The sequence below is a fragment of the Amycolatopsis benzoatilytica AK 16/65 genome (assembly GCF_000383915.1).
GTDB classification, from domain to species: domain Bacteria; phylum Actinomycetota; class Actinomycetes; order Mycobacteriales; family Pseudonocardiaceae; genus Amycolatopsis; species Amycolatopsis benzoatilytica.
In genome coordinates this window covers 3,751,566-3,767,828 of record NZ_KB912942.1, presented here as the reverse complement: position 1 = coordinate 3,767,828, position 16,263 = coordinate 3,751,566, and the positions used below count along the sequence as shown (strand labels likewise).

The following is a 16,263-nucleotide window of genomic DNA, read 5'->3' as shown; positions in this document are numbered from 1 at the left end:
GATGGCACTGGTCCGCTGTGACCCGACCAGCCCGCGCCCCAATGCCACATTGGGGGCTTGTGACGCACCCAATGTGGCATTGGGTGCTTGTGATGCACCCAATGTGGCATTGGGTGCTTGTGATGCACCCAATGTGGCATTGGGTGCTTGTGATGCACCCAATGTGGCATTGGGTGCTTGTGACGCACCCAATGTGGCATTGGGGCGGTCACGCTGGTTGCGGCAGTCGGGGTTCAGGGGCGGCGGATCGGTTCGGTCGACTCCTGCGAAAGCTGGGTTCCGGCCTCGAAGTGGCCCTCACCGGGCCGGTTGCCCGCGGGGGTTTCCGCCGGCGTCGCCGCCCCGTCCGGGCAACTAGCGCCGGGCAGGCGGAAAGCGGGTTGCGGCGACGGGTTAACCTGGAGTCAGCAAGGCGTCGATCCGGCCATCACCGGGGAGCCTCCGGAAGAACCGGGCGCGAGCCCTCAGTAGAACCGGACGGGTGCGGCCCGTGACAGCCGCCGAACGAGTGGCCCGGGAGCAGTGCGCCGGGCAAACGGGGTGGTACCGCGTGACGCGCGAGCGTTTCGTCCCCGTGTGGGCGGCCGCCGGTCGCCCGTACGAGCGACGAACGCGAGGAGCACCCGGATGTACCCCCAGGCTTCGCCGGGCGGAGAGACCACGGTCCCGTCCCAGCCGTCTTTCCCGGAGCTGGAGAAGAGCGTCCTCGAGTACTGGGAGAGCGACCGGACCTTCCAGGCTTCCATCGACGAGCGCCCGGCCGGTGCGAACGGCGACAACGAGTACGTCTTCTACGACGGCCCGCCCTTCGCCAACGGCCTGCCGCACTACGGGCACCTGCTCACCGGGTACGTGAAGGACATCGTCCCGCGCTACCAGACGATGAAGGGCAAGCACGTCGAGCGCCGGTTCGGCTGGGACACCCACGGCCTGCCCGCGGAACTCGAAGCGATGCGGCAGCTCGGCATCACCGAGACGTCCGAGATCGAAGAGATGGGCATCGCGAAGTTCAACGAGGCTTCGCGCGAGTCCGTGCTGCGCTACACCGACGAGTGGCGCGAGTACGTCACCCGCCAGGCGCGCTGGGTCGACTTCGACAACGACTACAAGACGCTCGACGTCACCTACATGGAGTCGGTGCTCTGGGCGTTCAAACAGTTGTGGGACAAGGGACTCGTCTACGAGGGCTACCGGGTCCTGCCGTACTGCTGGCGCGACGCGACGCCGCTGTCCAACCACGAGCTGGGCATGGACGCGGACGTCTACCGCAACCGGCAGGACCCGGCCGTCACGGTCGGTTTCCGGTTGGAGGGCAACGACAACGAGCTCGACGGCACCTATCTCCTGATCTGGACCACGACGCCGTGGACGCTGCCGTCCAACCTCGCCACCGCGGTGCATCCCGAGGTGCAGTACGTCGTGGTGGAAAGCGACGGCAAGCGCTACCTGCTCGCCGAAGCACGGGTGGCCGCGTATGCCCGCGAGCTCGGCGAGGAGCCGGCCGTCGTCGCGCGCTACACCGGCGAGCAGCTGCTCGGATCCCGTTACGCGCCGCCGTTCCCGTACTTCGTGGGCACGGAGAACGCGCACCGCGTGCTGTCCGCCGACTACGTCACCACCGAGGACGGCACCGGCGTCGTGCACATCGCGCCCGCCTACGGCGCCGAGGACAAGGTGGTCACCGACGCGGCCGGGATCGCCCCGGTGACGCCAGTGGACGACCACGGCAAATTCGACGCCACCGTGCCGGACTACGCCGGCCAGCAGGTGTTCGATGCGAACCCGAACATCGTCAAGGACCTCAAGAACGGCACCGGCGGCGCGCAGCGCCAGGGCGCGGTGCTGCTGCGGCACGAGACCTACGACCACTCGTACCCGCACTGCTGGCGCTGCCGGAACCCGCTGATCTACCGCGCGGTGTCGTCCTGGTTCGTCGCGGTGACGCAGTTCAAGGACCGGATGGTCGAGCTGAACCAGCAGATCACCTGGTACCCGGAGAACGTCAAGGACGGCCAGTTCGGCAAGTGGCTGGAGAACGCCATCGACTGGTCGATCTCCCGCAACCGCTACTTCGGCACGCCGATCCCGGTCTGGCGCTCGGACGACCCGGAGTACCCGCGGATCGACGTCTACGGCTCTCTGGACGAGCTGGAGGCCGACTTCGGCGTGCGGCTGGACAACCTGCACCGGCCCTACATCGACGAGCTGACCCGGCCGAACCCGGACGACCCGACCGGCAAGTCGGTGATGCGCCGGGTGCCGGACGTGCTCGACGTGTGGTTCGACTCGGGCTCGATGCCGTATGCCCAGGTGCACTATCCGTTCGAGAACCGCGAGTGGTTCGAGCACCACTACCCGAGCGACTTCATCGTCGAGTACATCGGGCAGACCCGCGGCTGGTTCTACCTGCTGCACGTGCTCGCCACCGCGCTGTTCGACCGGCCGGCGTTTCGCACCTGCATCTCGCACGGCATCGTGCTCGGCTCCGACGGCCAGAAGATGTCGAAGTCGCTGCGGAACTACCCGGACGTGAACGAAGTCTTCGACCGCGACGGGTCCGACGCGATGCGCTGGTATCTGATGGCGAGCCCGATCCTGCGGGGCGGCAACCTGGTCGTCACCGACCGGGGGATTCGCGACGCGGTGCGCCAGGCCGTGCTGCCGCTGTGGAACTCGTACTACTTCCTGGCCCTGTACGCGAACGCGGACGGCAAGCAGGGGCAGTGGCGGACCGATTCCCAGCACCTGCTGGACCGGTACGTGCTGGCGAAGACGCATGAGCTGGTGACGGACGTCGAGGCCGCGATGGACGGCTACGACATCGCCGGCGCCTGCCAGACGGTGCGGGACTTCCTGGAGGTCCTCACGAACTGGTACGTCCGCCGGTCGCGCGACCGGTTCTGGGCGGGCGAGCAGGACGCGATCGACACCCTGCACACCGTGCTGGAGGTGACCTGCCGGGTCGTCGCGCCGCTGCTGCCGCTCACCACCGAGACGGTGTGGCGCGGGCTGACCGGCGGCCGTTCGGTGCACCTGACCGACTGGCCGAACGCGCTCGACCTGCCTGCCGACGCGGCGCTGGTGACCGCGATGGACAAGGTGCGGCAGGTGGCGTCGTCGGCGCTGGCGCTGCGCAAGGCGAACAAGCTGCGCGTGCGGCTGCCGCTGGCGAAGCTCGTGGTCGCCGCGGAAGACGTCCAGCCGCTGCGCGAATTCACCGACATCCTGCGGGACGAAGTGAACGTGAAGTCGGTGGAGCTGACCACTGACGTCGCCGCGCACGGCACGTTCGAGGTCGCGGTGAACGCGCGGGCGGCCGGGCCGCGTCTCGGCAAGACCGTGCAGCAGGTGATCAAGGCGGTCAAGTCCGGCGACTGGACGACGAACGCGGCCGGCGCGGTCGTGGCGGCGGGCGTCGAACTGGTCGAAGGCGAGTACGACCGGCGCCTGGTCGCGGCCGGCGGCGGCGCGGCGGCGGAACTGCCGGGCGGCGCCGGGCTGGTCGTGCTGGACACCGTGGTGACCGACGAGCTGGCGGCCGAGGGCGTGGTGCGCGACCTGGTTCGCGTCGTGCAGCAGGCCCGTCGGGACGCCGGACTGGAGGTCAGCGACCGGGTGACGCTGACCGTGGACGCGCCGGAAGACGTGGTCGCGGCGGTGCGGACGCACGAGACGTTCGTGGCGGCGGAGACGCTGGCGACGTCGGTGTCGTACGGCGAGGTGACCGAAGGCTTCGACGGCACGGTCGGCGAGGGCGTGAAGGTCCGCGTGGCAGTCGCGAAGGCGTGATGCCGAGCCAGCGCTGAGCGGCAAGTCCGTGAAGGGAACATTGAGGGACTCTGAGTCCCTCAATGTTCCCTTCACGCACACCTGGCCACCACGAGCCGACCTGCTCACCGGAGGCGGCATCGGCGCAAAACCTCCGTATAACGCCCTATACCCCAGCCACCGGTACCGCCATTCCGGTGCCGATCACGAATCGGCGCCGGAAAAGCCGCATTCCCTCCGGTAACGTCCGATCGCGCTCGGCGATGGGCAAGCTGAGTCCAGGGGCGCGGGCGGACCGCGCGGGGCGAGGGGGAACGACGGTGAGTCCTGCCGGAAAAAGAGGCGTGCTGATTGGTGGCGCGCTGGCTGTGGTCGCGATCGTGGTGGCAGCGGTCGTGCTGCTCACCGGCGGGGGATCGACTTCCGCGGCGCCGGGAACCGACGTTTCCGCAGAAGCTTCGCAGGGCCCGGCTGACCCGACCTCGGCGGCGCGCGATTTCCTGCTCGCCTTCGGAAAGCGCGACTCGGTCGAGGCGGGCAAGCTGACCGACGCTCCCGGCGCCGCCGGGCCGGCGATGGACGGCGCCTGGTCGACGCTCCGCCCGAGCACGCTGACCGCCAAGCTCGGCCAGGTCAGCGCGGCGCAGGGCGGCCACGCCACCGCCGGCTACACCTACGACTGGAATCTCGGCGCCGGCCGCGTCTGGACGTACTCGGGCAGCCTCGGCCTCGTCCAGTCGCAGGGCACGTGGCTGGTCCACTGGGTGCCGGCCGTGCTGCATCCGAAGCTGGCCGACGGCGAGCGGCTGGTGCTCGCTTCCTCCGACGTCCCGGCGGTGGTGGACCGCGACGGCAAGCCGCTCATCGTGTCCGGCCCGGCCGGCCTGCACCCGGCGGACGACAAGGCATTCCCGCTGCTGCGTTCGGCGCTCACTTCGCACGGCAAGGCCGCTCAAGCGTTCGCCGTCCAGCGCGTCGACGCCGGCGGCAAACCCGTCGAGACGCTGTTCGGGAACCCGGACGGCGACCAGAAGCCGGCGGTCAGCGGGCTCAGCGCCGCGGTCCAGCGGTCGGCGCAGTCCACGGTCGACGGTTATCCGGGCAAGGCGGTCATCGTCGCCCTCCAACCCTCTAGTGGGGACGTGCTCGCGGTGGCGCAGAACAGCAGCGAAACCAATCCGAAGGCGGCGCTCAGCGGCCAGTACGCACCCGGCTCCACGTTCAAGATCGTCACCGCGACCGCGGCACTGGAGGCCGGGCTGGTCACGCCGGATTCCGAAGTGCCCTGTCCGCTGACCGACCGGATCGGCACGCGGACGCTGTCCAACGAAGGATTCGACCTCGGCACCACCACCGTGCACAGGGCGTTCGCGAAGTCCTGCAACACCACGTTCGGCCGGCTCGCGTCGCAGCTGCCCGCCGACGGGCTGGCGAAGGCGGCCAGCCAGTTCGGGCTCAATGCGGACTTCGCGATCGACGGCGTGCCCACCGAGCTGGGCCGGGTCGACCCGGCGGCCAACGCGGACGAGCAGGTCGAGGACGGCATCGGCCAGGGAAAGGTGCAGGTCAGCCCGATGGGTGCGGCGGTGATGGCGGCGACCGCGGCGTCCGGGCGCACCGTCGTGCCGCGGCTGTGGGCGGACGGCACGAAGGTCAACTCCGGCTACCTCCCGCCGCCGGGCCCGGTGCTGTCGGCGCTGCGCGGCATGATGCGCGAAGTGGTCACCGGCGGCACCGCGACCGGACTGGCGAGGTCCGGCACCGTGTTCGGCAAGACCGGCACCGCGCAGTTCGGGGACGGTGCGGAGGCGCACGGCTGGTTCGTCGGCTACCGCGGCGACCTCGCGTTCGCCATTTTCCTGGAGGGAGCGAACGATTCGAAGCCGGCCGTCCAGCTCGGCGCGCAGTTCCTCGGCGGACTGAGCTAGCCGGCGCTTCGGCCGCGGCCGAACTGTTCGCGCCTTACCGTGGACGGATGGAAACCGTCGCCCTCGCCGAAGTCGCCGCTGTGCTGGCCGATCCGAGCCGCGCGACCATGTGCCTCGCGCTGCTCGACGGCCGCGCCTGGACGGTCGGCGAGCTGGCTGGCGCGGCGCGGATCGCGGTGTCTACGGCCAGCGAGCACGTGACGCGGTTGCAGGACGCCGGATTCGTCGCGCGGGCGAAGCAGGGGCGGCACGCGTACGTGCGACTGGCGAGTCCGCGCGTGGCGGAGCTGATCGAGCATCTGGCTCAGCATGCGGAGCTCAAGCGCCCGGACGGGCTGCGGACGTCGCTTCGGGTGCAGCGGCTGTCGTTCGCTCGCAGCTGTTACGACCACCTCGCCGGGACGCTCGGCGTGGCGCTGCGAGACGGGATGATCGGCCGCGGCCTGATCGACGTGTCGGACGGGCTCTCGCTCACCGACGCCGGCCGGGCGGCGTTCGCCGGCCTCGGCGTCGAGCTGCCGGACCGGCCGCGGCGGCCGATGCTGCGCGACTGTCTGGATTGGACGGAGCGGAGGGAGCACCTGGCCGGGGTGGCGCCGGCGGCGTTGCTGGAGCGGGCGGTGACGGCCGGCTGGCTGACCCGGGACCAGCAGCGCGCGGTCCGGGTCCTGCCCGGCGCGGAGGAGCCTTTCGCGACGCTGGGAGTCGATCTCGCCACTCTGCGCGCAATGCGAGCGTCGTAACACACTCCAGTGGTCCCCCGACCGGTGGTGCGCGGTCGGGAACCGGACGCCGCCTCACTATTCTGGACGCCTGCGGGCGGCCGGGACGGGAGGCGAGGAGTGGACCAACTTCCCTTGCTGTTAGGCGTCGGGGGCCTGGTCCTGCTGGTCTCCGTGGTCGCCGTGCGGGTGTCCATCCGGCTGGGGTTTCCGTCGCTGCTGCTGTACCTCGGGATCGGCGTCGTGCTCGGCGAAGCCGGGTTCGGCATCCGGTTCGACAACCCCGCGCTCACCCAGGCGCTCGGGCTCGCCGCGCTCGTCCTGATCCTCACCGAAGGCGGGCTCACCACGCGCTGGTCCTCGGTGAAAGCCTCGCTGCGGCCCGGAATCATGCTGTCCACAGTGGCCGTGGCGATCAGCATCGCGGTCACCGGCGCGGCGCTGCACTGGCTGCTCGGGCTCGACTGGCGAATGGCGCTGTTGTGGGGTTCGGTTCTCGCGTCCACTGACGCCGCGGCGGTCTTTTCCGTGCTGCGCACGGCCGGCGTTGGAAGACGCCTGGTCGGCGCGCTGGAGCTGGAGTCCGGCATCAACGACGCGCCCGCCTACATCGCGGTGGTGGTGCTCGCGTCCGGGGAAGCGGTCGACTGGTCGCTGCCGCTGCTGGTGATCTACGAACTGCTCACCGGGCTGGCACTGGGCGTCGCCTTCGGCTGGCTGGGCGCGCAAGCGTTGCGCCGCGCCGCTCTTCCGGCGACCGGCCTGTACCCGCTCGCCACGGTGGCGGTCTGCGTGCTCGCCTACTCGTCGGGGCAGCTGGCGCACGCCTCCGGTCTGCTGGCCACCTACGTCGCCGGTCTCGTGCTGGGCAACTCGAAACTGCCGCACCGGTCGGACACGCTGTCGTTCGCCGAAGGGCTCGGCTGGCTCGCGCAGATCGGACTGTTCGTGCTGCTCGGTCTTTTCGCGTCGCCGAGCCGGCTGCTCGAAGCGCTGGTGCCGGGCCTGGTCGCGGGCGCGGTGGTGCTGCTGCTCGCGCGTCCGCTGTCGGTGGTGCTGTCGGTGCTGCCGTTCCGGTTGCCGTGGCGGGACCAAGCATTCCTGTCCTGGGCCGGGCTGCGCGGCGCGGTGCCGATCGTGCTCGCGATGATCCCGCTGTCGCAAGGGGTTCCCGGCGCGGACCGGCTGGTGGACGCGGTGTTCGTCCTCGTCATCGTGCTCACCTTGCTGCAGGGCGCGACGCTCAGCCCGCTCGCCCGGGTGCTCGGGCTGGCGAAATCGGGACAGGCGCAGGAGATCGAGGTCGACGCCGCGCCGCTGGACGAACTCGGCGCGGAGCTGCTGCAGGTGCGCATCCAGAAGGGTTCGAAGCTGCACGGCGTGTACCTGTCCGAACTGCGGCTGCCGGTCGGCGCGACGGTGAGCCTGGTGGTCCGCGGGGGCACCGGGTTCACGCCGCAGAAGACGAGCCGGCTGCAAGTGGGCGATCAGCTCTTGGTGGTCGCGACCGCCGACGTCCGCGACGCCACCGAAGCGCGCATCCGGGCGGTGGACCGGGCGGGCCGGCTCGCGCGCTGGCGCGGGGAGTCCGGCGCCTGATCTCCAGTGTCCATTGTGGATGAACGGGGTGACCGCCGTCTCAGATCACGGGAAGGGGCTGGCTCAGTGCCGGGGTAGTCCGCTATCGTCCGGGTCAGGTCATGAGTGCCAGCGCGAAGCCCCGGCTTGCTGGCCGGCAACCCTCCTACCGCGGTGGGGTGCCCCGGGTGAAGACCAGGCCGGTCGCGCCATGCGGCAGGCAAGCGCGGGCCCCTCGCCGGGGGTCCCCCGGAACGCCGAGGAGGCGTCGTCATGACTCTCGCACTCGACCGGACCACTGCTGTTTACGCTGGTCCCGCCACTGTTCCCGCGGTCGCCGGTGCGGCGCTGCGAGTGCCGCTGGTGACCGGCGGCGACATCGGGTACGCCAACCTCGACCACGCGGCCAGCGCGCCCTGTCTGGACAAGGTCCGCTCGGCGGTCGAGGAGTTCCTGCCCTGGTACGCCAGCGTGCACCGGGGCGCCGGGTTCGCGTCCCAGGTCTCCACCCGGCTGTACGAGCGCACGCGCGACATCCTGCGCCGCTTCGTCGACGCCCGCGCCGGTGACTCGGTGGTCTTCACCCGCAACACCACCGACTCGTTCAACCTGCTGGCGAAAGCGTTGCCGCGCAAGACTTCTGTCGTCGTCTTCGACAGCGAGCACCACGCCGCGCTGCTGCCGTGGCGCGGCCCGAACGTGCGGCGCGTGCAGCTGCCGCGGACCCGGCTCGCCGCGGTGTCCGTTGTGGACGAAGCGCTGGCGGACTGCCCGGAAGGGCCCCGGCTGGTGGTGGTCGCGGGCGCGTCGAACGTGACCGGCGAGCTGCTGCCGGTCGCCGAGATCGCCGCGGTGGCCCGGAAACACGGTGCGCGAGTCGCGCTGGACGCCGCGCAGCTGGCACCGCACCGGCGGATTTCGTTGCGGGAACTGGATGTCGACTACGTCGCGTTGTCCGGGCACAAGCTGTACGCGCCGTTCGGCGCCGGTGCGCTGATCGGACGCAGCGACTGGTTGCGGGCGGCGCAGCCGTACCTGGCGGGCGGGGGTGCGACGAAGCTGGTCACCGAGGAAGCCGTCGTGTGGAACACCGGCGAGGAGCGGCACGAGGCTGGTTCGCCGAACACCGTCGGCGTGTATGCGCTGGGGGTCGCCTGCGAGGAGCTGGCCGCGAGCTGGGATGCCGTGGGCTCGCACGAAGCCGCGCTGCTGGAGCGGCTGCGCAAGGGGCTGGCCGGCCTTCCCGGATGCGCTGAGCTGCGGTTCTTCGATGCTCCGGGGGACCGGGTGGGCACGGTGAGTTTCGTGCTGGACGGGTTTGACCCGGGGTGGCTGGCGGCGGTGCTGTCGGCGGAATACGGGATCGGGGTTCGCGACGGGGCGTTCTGCGCACACGTGGCGACGCGGCGGCTGATCCGGGAGACCGGTGCCGACGGGCAGCAGGCGGTGCGGGTGAGCCTGGGGCTGGGCAGCACTGAGGAACATGTGGACCGCCTGGTGCTTGCGCTGCGGCAGGTCATCGCCCGCGGTGCGCGGTGGGAGTACGCGAAGGCGGACGGGCGGTGGGCTCCGGTGGGAGACCCGCGCGAGCTGCCCCCGTTCTGTTCCTGATCACGCGGCAGGTTGGGCGAGCGGGTCATGCCGTCGATGACGGCCGCTCCGGCGTGGTTCGAGCGACCGGATTAGGCCGGCTCCGCCGGTGCTGCCTGCCGCCGCGACCCGCCCGGGCGCGGACGTGGACAATGGGGGAGTGAGCACCGACCCTTCGCCGTCCGAATCCGAAGTCTCCCCGCCCGTGGACCCGCCCGAGCCGGGGGCGGCCGACACTGCCGCGGCCGAGACCGAAGCGACTGAAGCGCAGGCGCCGAAACGACGGGTCGTCTGGGTGGTGTTCGCCGTCGCGGCGGTGCTCTGGGCCCTCGACCTGCTCACCAAGAACCTCGTGGTGGCGAACCTGGAGGGCCAGCCGCCGAAGCCGATCCTCGGCGGGCTGATCTACCTGCAGGTGATCCGCAACGCGGGCGCGGCGTTCTCCATGGCCACCGGCATGACCTGGGTGCTGGCCCTGATCGCGATCGCCGTCGTGGTCGCGATCGTGTGGATCGCGCGCAGGCTGCGCTCGGTCGGCTGGGCGATCGGCCTCGGCCTGGTCCTCGCCGGCGCGCTCGGCAACCTGACCGACCGGTTCTTCCGCGAACCCGGATTCCTGCGCGGCCACGTCGTGGACTTCATCTCCGCGTTCGTGCCGAACGGGCAGGGCTTCGCGATTTTCAACATCGCCGACTGCGGGATCACCGTCGGCGGCGCGCTGATCGTGCTCCTGTCGCTGCTCGGCCGGGACTACGACGGCACCTCGACGCGCAAGAAGAAGGAAAAGGCGTGAGCGCCCGGATGCTGCCCGTCCCGGACGGGCTCGACGGAATGCGGGTCGACGCCGGGCTGGCCAAGATGCTCGGTCTCTCCCGCACCGCGGTCGCCGAACTGGCCGAGGCGGGCGACGTGCTGCTGGACGGCCGTCCGGCGGGCAAATCGGACCGGCTCACCGGCGGCGGGCTGCTCGAGGTCACCCTGCCCGAACCGGAACGGCCGGCGGAGATCATCGCCGAGCCGGTCGAAGGCATGCGGATCCTGCACGACGACGACGACATCGTGGTGATTTCGAAGCCGGTCGGCGTCGCCGTGCACCCGAGCCCGGGCTGGACCGGCCCGACCGTGGTGGGCGGGCTGGCCGCCGCCGGGCTGCGGATCTCGACGTCCGGCGCGGCCGAGCGCCAGGGCGTCGTGCACCGGCTCGACGCGGGCACCACCGGCGTGATGGTGGTGGCGAAGAGCGAGCACGCGTACACCGTGTTGAAGCGGGCGTTCAAGGAACGGACCGTCGACAAGGGCTATCACGCCGTCGTCCAGGGCCACCCGGACCCGATGCGCGGCACCATCGACGCCCCGATCGACCGGCACCCGCGACACGACTACAAGTTCGCGGTCGTGGCGGGCGGACGGCCGAGCGTCACGCACTACGAGGTGGTCGAGGCGTTCCGGGCGGCGTCGCTGGCGCACGTGAAGCTGGAGACCGGGCGGACGCACCAGATCCGCGTGCACTTCTCCGCGTTGCGCCACCCCTGTGCCGGGGACCTGACCTACGGGGCGGACCCGGTGCTGGCACGCAAGCTAGGCCTTTCGCGGCAATGGCTGCACGCGCGGACGCTCGGCTTCGCGCACCCGGCGGACGGCCGCTGGGTCGAGTTCGAGGCGGAGTACCCGGCCGACCTCGCCGGGGCCTTGGAGATCCTCCGGGACGGAAACTAGCCGCCCGGCGGTCCCGGTCGATCCTGGTTCCGGTGCGTGCGGGGAACAGTGAGGGACTCTGCGTCCCCCAATGTTCCCTTCACGAACTTCGGGTTAGTCGACCGACCAGGTCAGGGTGCGCTCGTCCGGCTCCGGGCGCGGGCTCCAGCGGACGGCGACCACCCGGGTCGCGTCCGGGAGCACGTAGACGGTGTGCCCGCCGAGTGTTTCGCCCGGCTGGACGCCGATCTTGTGCGGCGGCCGCGAGGTGAGCGAAACCGGGGCCTTGCCGACGACGTCGCCGCTGTCGGTGACCAGCTCGAGGTAGTTGTCCGGCAACGACGCGAACGGGATCGGCCCGCGGTTGGTGATCTCGGTGTGCACGACGACAGCTCGCTCGCCGTCCTCCAGCCGGTAGCCGGCGGCGCCGAAGAGGAAGTCGGCCGGGTCCTGGACTTCGAGCAGCTGCACCGACAACTGCTCGCCCTCGAGGCCCTGGGACTGCATCGTCTCGCCGATCCGGCCCTTCTTGGCCGGGCCGGCGGCGGGACGAGGATCGTCGCCGCGCGCCCACGACGCGGTCTGCGGGACGCCCCAGGTGCTCAGGACCGGGTCCGGATGCGCGGCCGGTCCGCTGTAGCCGTTGGGCGGCGGTGCGGGCGTTCCGTACGGCTGCGCCGCCGGAATACCGTTCGGTCCGGGCGGGTACGAGCCGGAGACGCCGGGGTTCAGGCCGGTCTGCGCCGGGGCATACGCGCCGGACCGGCCCGGATTCGGCAGCCCGGTCTGGCCCGGCGAGTACGACCCGGACATCCCTGGCCCGGCCGGAATGCCGTTGGGTCCTGCCGAGAAGGCGCCGGACGTCCCCGGGCCGGGCATCGGACCCGGTCCGTTCGGCGGCGGGTAGGCACCCGAAACCCCCGGGTTCGGCCCGGCGGGAATGCCGTTGGGACCGGGCTGGTACGCGCCGGAGACGGCGGGGTTCGGCCTCGCCCCGGACGCGGGAATGCCGTTGGGGCCGGGCGGGTAGGCGCCGGAAACGCCCGGGTTCATCCCGGCTTGCGCGGGCGAGACCGGCCCCGAGGTGCTGGGCGAGCCGCCTTGTGGTCCGGCTGCGGGGCCGCCTTGGGGCCGGGCTGCCGGGAACGGCGCGGACCCAGGCCCGCCCTGCGGACGCTGCCAGGACGCGGGCGCTCCGGAGATCGCCGCACGAAGCCCGTTGGGGTCGCTCTCGACGCCGACGAGCAGCGGCAGCCCGCTGCCGGACAGCGCGACCAGCCGGTACGCGACCTCTCGCGGATCCATCCCGACCTTCGCCGCGAGTTCGTGGACAGCCCCCTTGCCCAGCTCGGCGAGCGCGGCGAGCAGGCGGATGTCGGCGGGATCGGTCACGGCCACTCCGGCAACGCTACCGCCTCGCCCGCCGAACCAGGCCGCACTCCCGCATCCGGCGTGCCCCGGTTCACCGGATGCGGGGCGGACCGTCTCGGCAGCGGGGCGAGAAGGGGACTGGGCGGCGGCGGGTGCGGGCAGGGGGGCGAGGATCGCGCGGGCCCGTGTTCGCGGTCCGGGCGAATCACCGCCCGGCCCGGCTCCGATCTCGATTAGGGTCGGCAGCACACCTGACGTCAATCCTTGGGGGCACTGCCGATGTCCGTCGTTTCCGATCTCGCCGACGAGTTCGTAGAGGCGTCGTTCGACCATGAGCCGCTCGACGCCGCTGTGCTCGGGATTCGGCCGGACGCGCCGGGGCTCGGCGATCCGGGGGCGGCTGCCGAGGCCGCGTACCGGGAGGTGCTCGCCGGCCTTCGCGCGCGCGCCGAAGAGATCGACCCAGCAGGGCTGGACAGCGCCGACCGGGTCACTCGGGAGGTGCTGCTCAGTTCGATCGACGCGGTGTTCGACCAGTTCGACAGCCACGCGGCCGAGTTCACCGTCTCCGATCTGTTCATCGGGCCCGCCTCCGCGCTGCTGACCGTCCTGCCGATGATGCCGATGGCCGCCGGTTCGGTCGCGGAAGCGCATCTCGGCCGGCTCGCCGAGATCCCGGGCTATCTGCGCACGTTCGCGCAGCGGCACCGCGACGGCATCGCCGCCGGGCGGGTGCCGGTCGAGCGCTTGGTCAAGGGGGCGATCGCGCAGATCGACCGGTACCTCGCCGAGCCGGACAGCGACCCGCTGGCGCGGCACGAGGCGCCCGACGAGGACTTCGCCGAGCGGCGTGCCCAGCTGTTGCGCGAGGTCGTGCGTCCCGGCTTCCGCGAGTACCGCGACTTCCTCGAGGCCGAAGTCCTCCAGCACGGCCGCCCCGACGACAAGGCCGGCGTCTCCTGGCTTCCGGGCGGGGACGAGATCTACGCCCGGCTCGTCCGCAAGCACACCACCAGCACCCGCACCCCGCGGGACCTGCACGAAACCGGCCTCGCGGTGATCGCCGGGCAGGTCCCGGAGTACCAGGCGCTCGGCGAGCGGGTCTTCGGCACCCGCGAGCTGCCGGAGATCTTCGAGCGCCTGCGCACCGACCCGAAGCTCCGTTGGACCAGCGCCGACGAGCTGCTCGAGGGCGCGCGCACCGCGATCGCGCGCGCCGAGGCGGAGGCGCCGAAGTGGTTCGGCCGCATCCCGCAGCACCCCTGGGTGGTCGAGCCGGTTCCGGCGGACTCCGCACCGGGCGGGCCGCCCGCGTACTACATGCCTCCCGCGGTCGACGGGTCCCGGCCGGGCACCTACTTCGCGAACACGCACGAGGCGACCGAGCGGTTCCGGCACACCGCCGAGGCGACCGCGTTTCACGAGGCGATCCCGGGCCACCACTTCCAGCTCAGCGCCGCGCTCGACCTCACCGACCTGCCGCTGATGCGCCGGATCGGCGGGTTCACCGCATACGCCGAGGGCTGGGGCCTCTACACCGAGCGCCTGGCCGACGAGATGGGCCTGTACTCCGACGACGTGGCGCTGCTCGGCATGCTCACCTTGGAGTCGATGCGGGCCGGCCGGCTGGTGGTGGACACCGGGCTGCACGCGCTGGGCTGGACCCGGCAGCAGGCGGTGGACTACCTGGTCGAGCACACGCCGATGGCGCGGGTCGAGATCGAGTCCGAGGTGGACCGCTACCTCGCGTACCCGGGCCAGGCGCTCGCGTACATGGTGGGCCGGCTGGAGATCCAGCGGCTGCGCCAGGAGGCCGAAGAGCGCCTCGGCAGCCGGTTCGACATCCGCGAGTTCCACGACCTGGTGCTGTCCGGCGGTTCGCTGCCGCTGTCGGTGCTCGACGCGGTGGTCACCGAGTGGGTGGCCGGCCACGGCGACACCGTCAACGGGCTGGCCGCCGAGCTGATCGAGCTGGACTTCGAGCGGGAGCCGCTGGAGCGCACCGTCTACGGTCTGCCCGGCGACCACACCAAGCTGGCCGACCCGAGCCTCGCCGCGGCGGAGCGGGACCGGGCCGCGTACGCCGCGCTCGCCGAGCGGGCCGAGGCGATCGACCCGGCCGGGCTCAGCGCGTCCGAGGTCGTCACCCGCGAGGTCGTGCTCACCCACGCCCGCGGCGCGATCGACACGATCGATTCGCGGCTGTCCGGGTTCGCGGTGAGCGACGGCTTCAGCTCGCCCGCGCTGAACCTGATCACCATCCTGCCGGCGCTGGTTCCGGACAACGAGGACCGGGCGCGCGACTATCTCGCCCGGCTGGCCGCGGTCGGCGGCTACCTGGACGCGGTGATCGACGCGCAGGGCTCGACCGTGGCGGACGGGTTCGCGCCGCCGGACTTCCTGGTGCGCACCGGGATCGAGTACGTCGAGCGGTACCTCGCGAACGAGGCGGGCGACCCGTTCCGGGTGACGCCGGCGGTCGAGGTCGCCGGGTTCGCCGAGGAACGCGACCGGCTGCTCGCCGAGGTCGTCCGGCCCGCGTACGCGCGCTACCGGGACTTCCTCGCCGAGAAGGTGCTTCCGGTGGCGAAGACCGACAGCCAGCCGGGCATCTCGCACCTGCCGGGCGGGCTGGAGAAGTACCAGGGCCTGATCCGCGCGCACACCACCACCGACCGCACCGCACCGGAGCTGCACGAGACGGGCCTGCGCATTGGCGAGCAGCTGGCGGAGGAATACCGCGAGCTGGGCGCCAAGCTGTTCGGCACCGGCGAGCTTTCGGAGATCTTCGAGCGGCTGCGCAACGACCCCGCGCTGCGCTGGCGCGACGGCGAGGAGCTGCTGGATGGTGCCCGTACCGCCATCGCCCGGGCAGAAACCGTTGCTCCGCAATGGTTCTCCCGGGTTCCGGACGCCAAGTGCGAGGTGGCCCCGGTACCGGAGGCGGACGCCGCGAGCGGCACCATCGCCTACTACCTGCAGGCGGCGTTCGACGGCTCCCGGCCCGGCACGTACTACGCGAACACCTACGAGGCCAGCTCGCGGCCGCGCTACACCAGCGAAGCGATCGCGTTCCACGAAGCCGTACCGGGACACCACTTCCAGCTGACGTTCGCGCAGGAGCTCGCCGATCTGCCGTTGCTGCGCCGGATCGCGCCGTTCAACGCCTACATCGAGGGATGGGGCCTCTACGCGGAGCGGCTGGCCGACGAGATGGGCCTGTACTCCGACGACGTCACCCGCTTCGGGATGCTCACCCAGGACTCGATGCGGGCCGGCCGGCTGGTGGTGGACACCGGGCTGCACGCGCTGGGCTGGACCCGGCAGCAGGCGGTGGACTACCTGGTCGAGCACACGCCGATGGCGAAGATCGAGATCGAGGCGGAGATCGACCGGTACGTCGCGAATCCGGGTCAGGCGCTGAGCTACATGGTGGGGCGGCTGGAGATCCAGCGCGTCCGCGCCGAGGCGGAGGCGGCGCTCGGCGACCGGTTCGACATCCGCGCGTTCCACGACGTCGTGCTGGGCAACGGGATCCTTCCGCTGTCCACTCTGGACACGGTGGTCGGCGCGTGGATCGCGGAGGTGTCCGCGTCCCGCTAGTCGCGTGT

The 16,263-nt window shown here is 71.5% G+C and carries 9 protein-coding genes and 1 riboswitch; of the genes, 8 read left to right on the top strand and 1 reads right to left on the bottom strand.

Annotation, left to right across the window (positions count from 1 at the left end; genetic code table 11):
- Positions 1 to 627: 627 nt before the first annotated feature.
- The 7 genes from ileS to AMYBE_RS0117120 all read left to right on the top strand — a co-directional run bounded on the left by ileS (position 628) and on the right by AMYBE_RS0117120 (position 11,302).
- Positions 628 to 3,789, top strand: coding sequence for an isoleucine--tRNA ligase (gene ileS, locus AMYBE_RS0117150; RefSeq protein ID WP_020660620.1), 3,162 nt, complete (start codon positions 628 to 630; stop codon positions 3,787 to 3,789).
- Between the two features lie 323 nt (positions 3,790 to 4,112).
- Positions 4,113 to 5,696: a penicillin-binding transpeptidase domain-containing protein gene (locus AMYBE_RS0117145; RefSeq protein WP_020660619.1), complete on the top strand. Its 1,584-nt coding sequence runs from the start codon at positions 4,113 to 4,115 to the stop codon at positions 5,694 to 5,696.
- Between the two features lie 47 nt (positions 5,697 to 5,743).
- Positions 5,744 to 6,439 (top strand): ArsR/SmtB family transcription factor, encoded by a 696-nt coding sequence (locus AMYBE_RS0117140; protein WP_020660618.1) that lies wholly within the window; start codon positions 5,744 to 5,746, stop codon positions 6,437 to 6,439.
- 99 nt (positions 6,440 to 6,538) lie between these two features.
- Positions 6,539 to 8,017 (top strand): potassium/proton antiporter, encoded by a 1,479-nt coding sequence (locus AMYBE_RS0117135; RefSeq protein WP_027927742.1) that lies wholly within the window; start codon positions 6,539 to 6,541, stop codon positions 8,015 to 8,017.
- A 97-nt stretch (positions 8,018 to 8,114) separates the two neighbouring features.
- Positions 8,115 to 8,229: riboswitch (SAM riboswitch) on the top strand.
- A 40-nt stretch (positions 8,230 to 8,269) separates the two neighbouring features.
- Positions 8,270 to 9,607, top strand: a complete 1,338-nt coding sequence (locus AMYBE_RS0117130; RefSeq protein ID WP_020660616.1) for an aminotransferase class V-fold PLP-dependent enzyme — start codon at positions 8,270 to 8,272, stop codon at positions 9,605 to 9,607.
- A 139-nt stretch (positions 9,608 to 9,746) separates the two neighbouring features.
- The gene (gene lspA, locus AMYBE_RS0117125) at positions 9,747 to 10,379 is read left to right on the top strand and encodes a signal peptidase II (protein ID WP_020660615.1); all 633 of its coding nucleotides are present in this window, start codon (positions 9,747 to 9,749) and stop codon (positions 10,377 to 10,379) included.
- Entirely contained in the window at positions 10,376 to 11,302 is a 927-nt protein-coding gene (locus tag AMYBE_RS0117120) for an RluA family pseudouridine synthase (RefSeq protein ID WP_020660614.1), read from the top strand. The genes lspA and AMYBE_RS0117120 overlap by 4 nt, the downstream gene beginning before the upstream one ends.
- Positions 11,303 to 11,395: 93 nt before the next feature.
- Here the strand turns inward: AMYBE_RS0117120 and AMYBE_RS0117115 are convergent, their stop codons facing one another.
- Positions 11,396 to 12,673, bottom strand: a complete 1,278-nt coding sequence (locus AMYBE_RS0117115) for an AsnC family protein (protein ID WP_020660613.1) — start codon at positions 12,671 to 12,673, stop codon at positions 11,396 to 11,398.
- Positions 12,674 to 12,931: 258 nt separating this feature from the next.
- On the opposite strand from AMYBE_RS0117115, the gene AMYBE_RS0117110 reads away from it, so the two are divergent.
- Positions 12,932 to 16,255, top strand: coding sequence for a DUF885 domain-containing protein (locus AMYBE_RS0117110; RefSeq protein ID WP_020660612.1), 3,324 nt, complete (start codon positions 12,932 to 12,934; stop codon positions 16,253 to 16,255).
- The last annotated feature ends 8 nt before the right edge of the window (positions 16,256 to 16,263 follow it).

Excerpts from the sequence above, each read along its gene's own strand:
- ileS (WP_020660620.1), top strand. The coding sequence starts at position 628 with ATGTACCCCCAGGCTTCGCCGGGCGGAGAGACCACGGTCCCGTCCCAG.
- AMYBE_RS0117140 (WP_020660618.1), top strand. The coding sequence starts at position 5,744 with ATGGAAACCGTCGCCCTCGCCGAAGTCGCCGCTGTGCTGGCCGATCCG.
- AMYBE_RS0117130 (WP_020660616.1), top strand. The coding sequence starts at position 8,270 with ATGACTCTCGCACTCGACCGGACCACTGCTGTTTACGCTGGTCCCGCC.
- AMYBE_RS0117110 (WP_020660612.1), top strand. The coding sequence starts at position 12,932 with ATGTCCGTCGTTTCCGATCTCGCCGACGAGTTCGTAGAGGCGTCGTTC.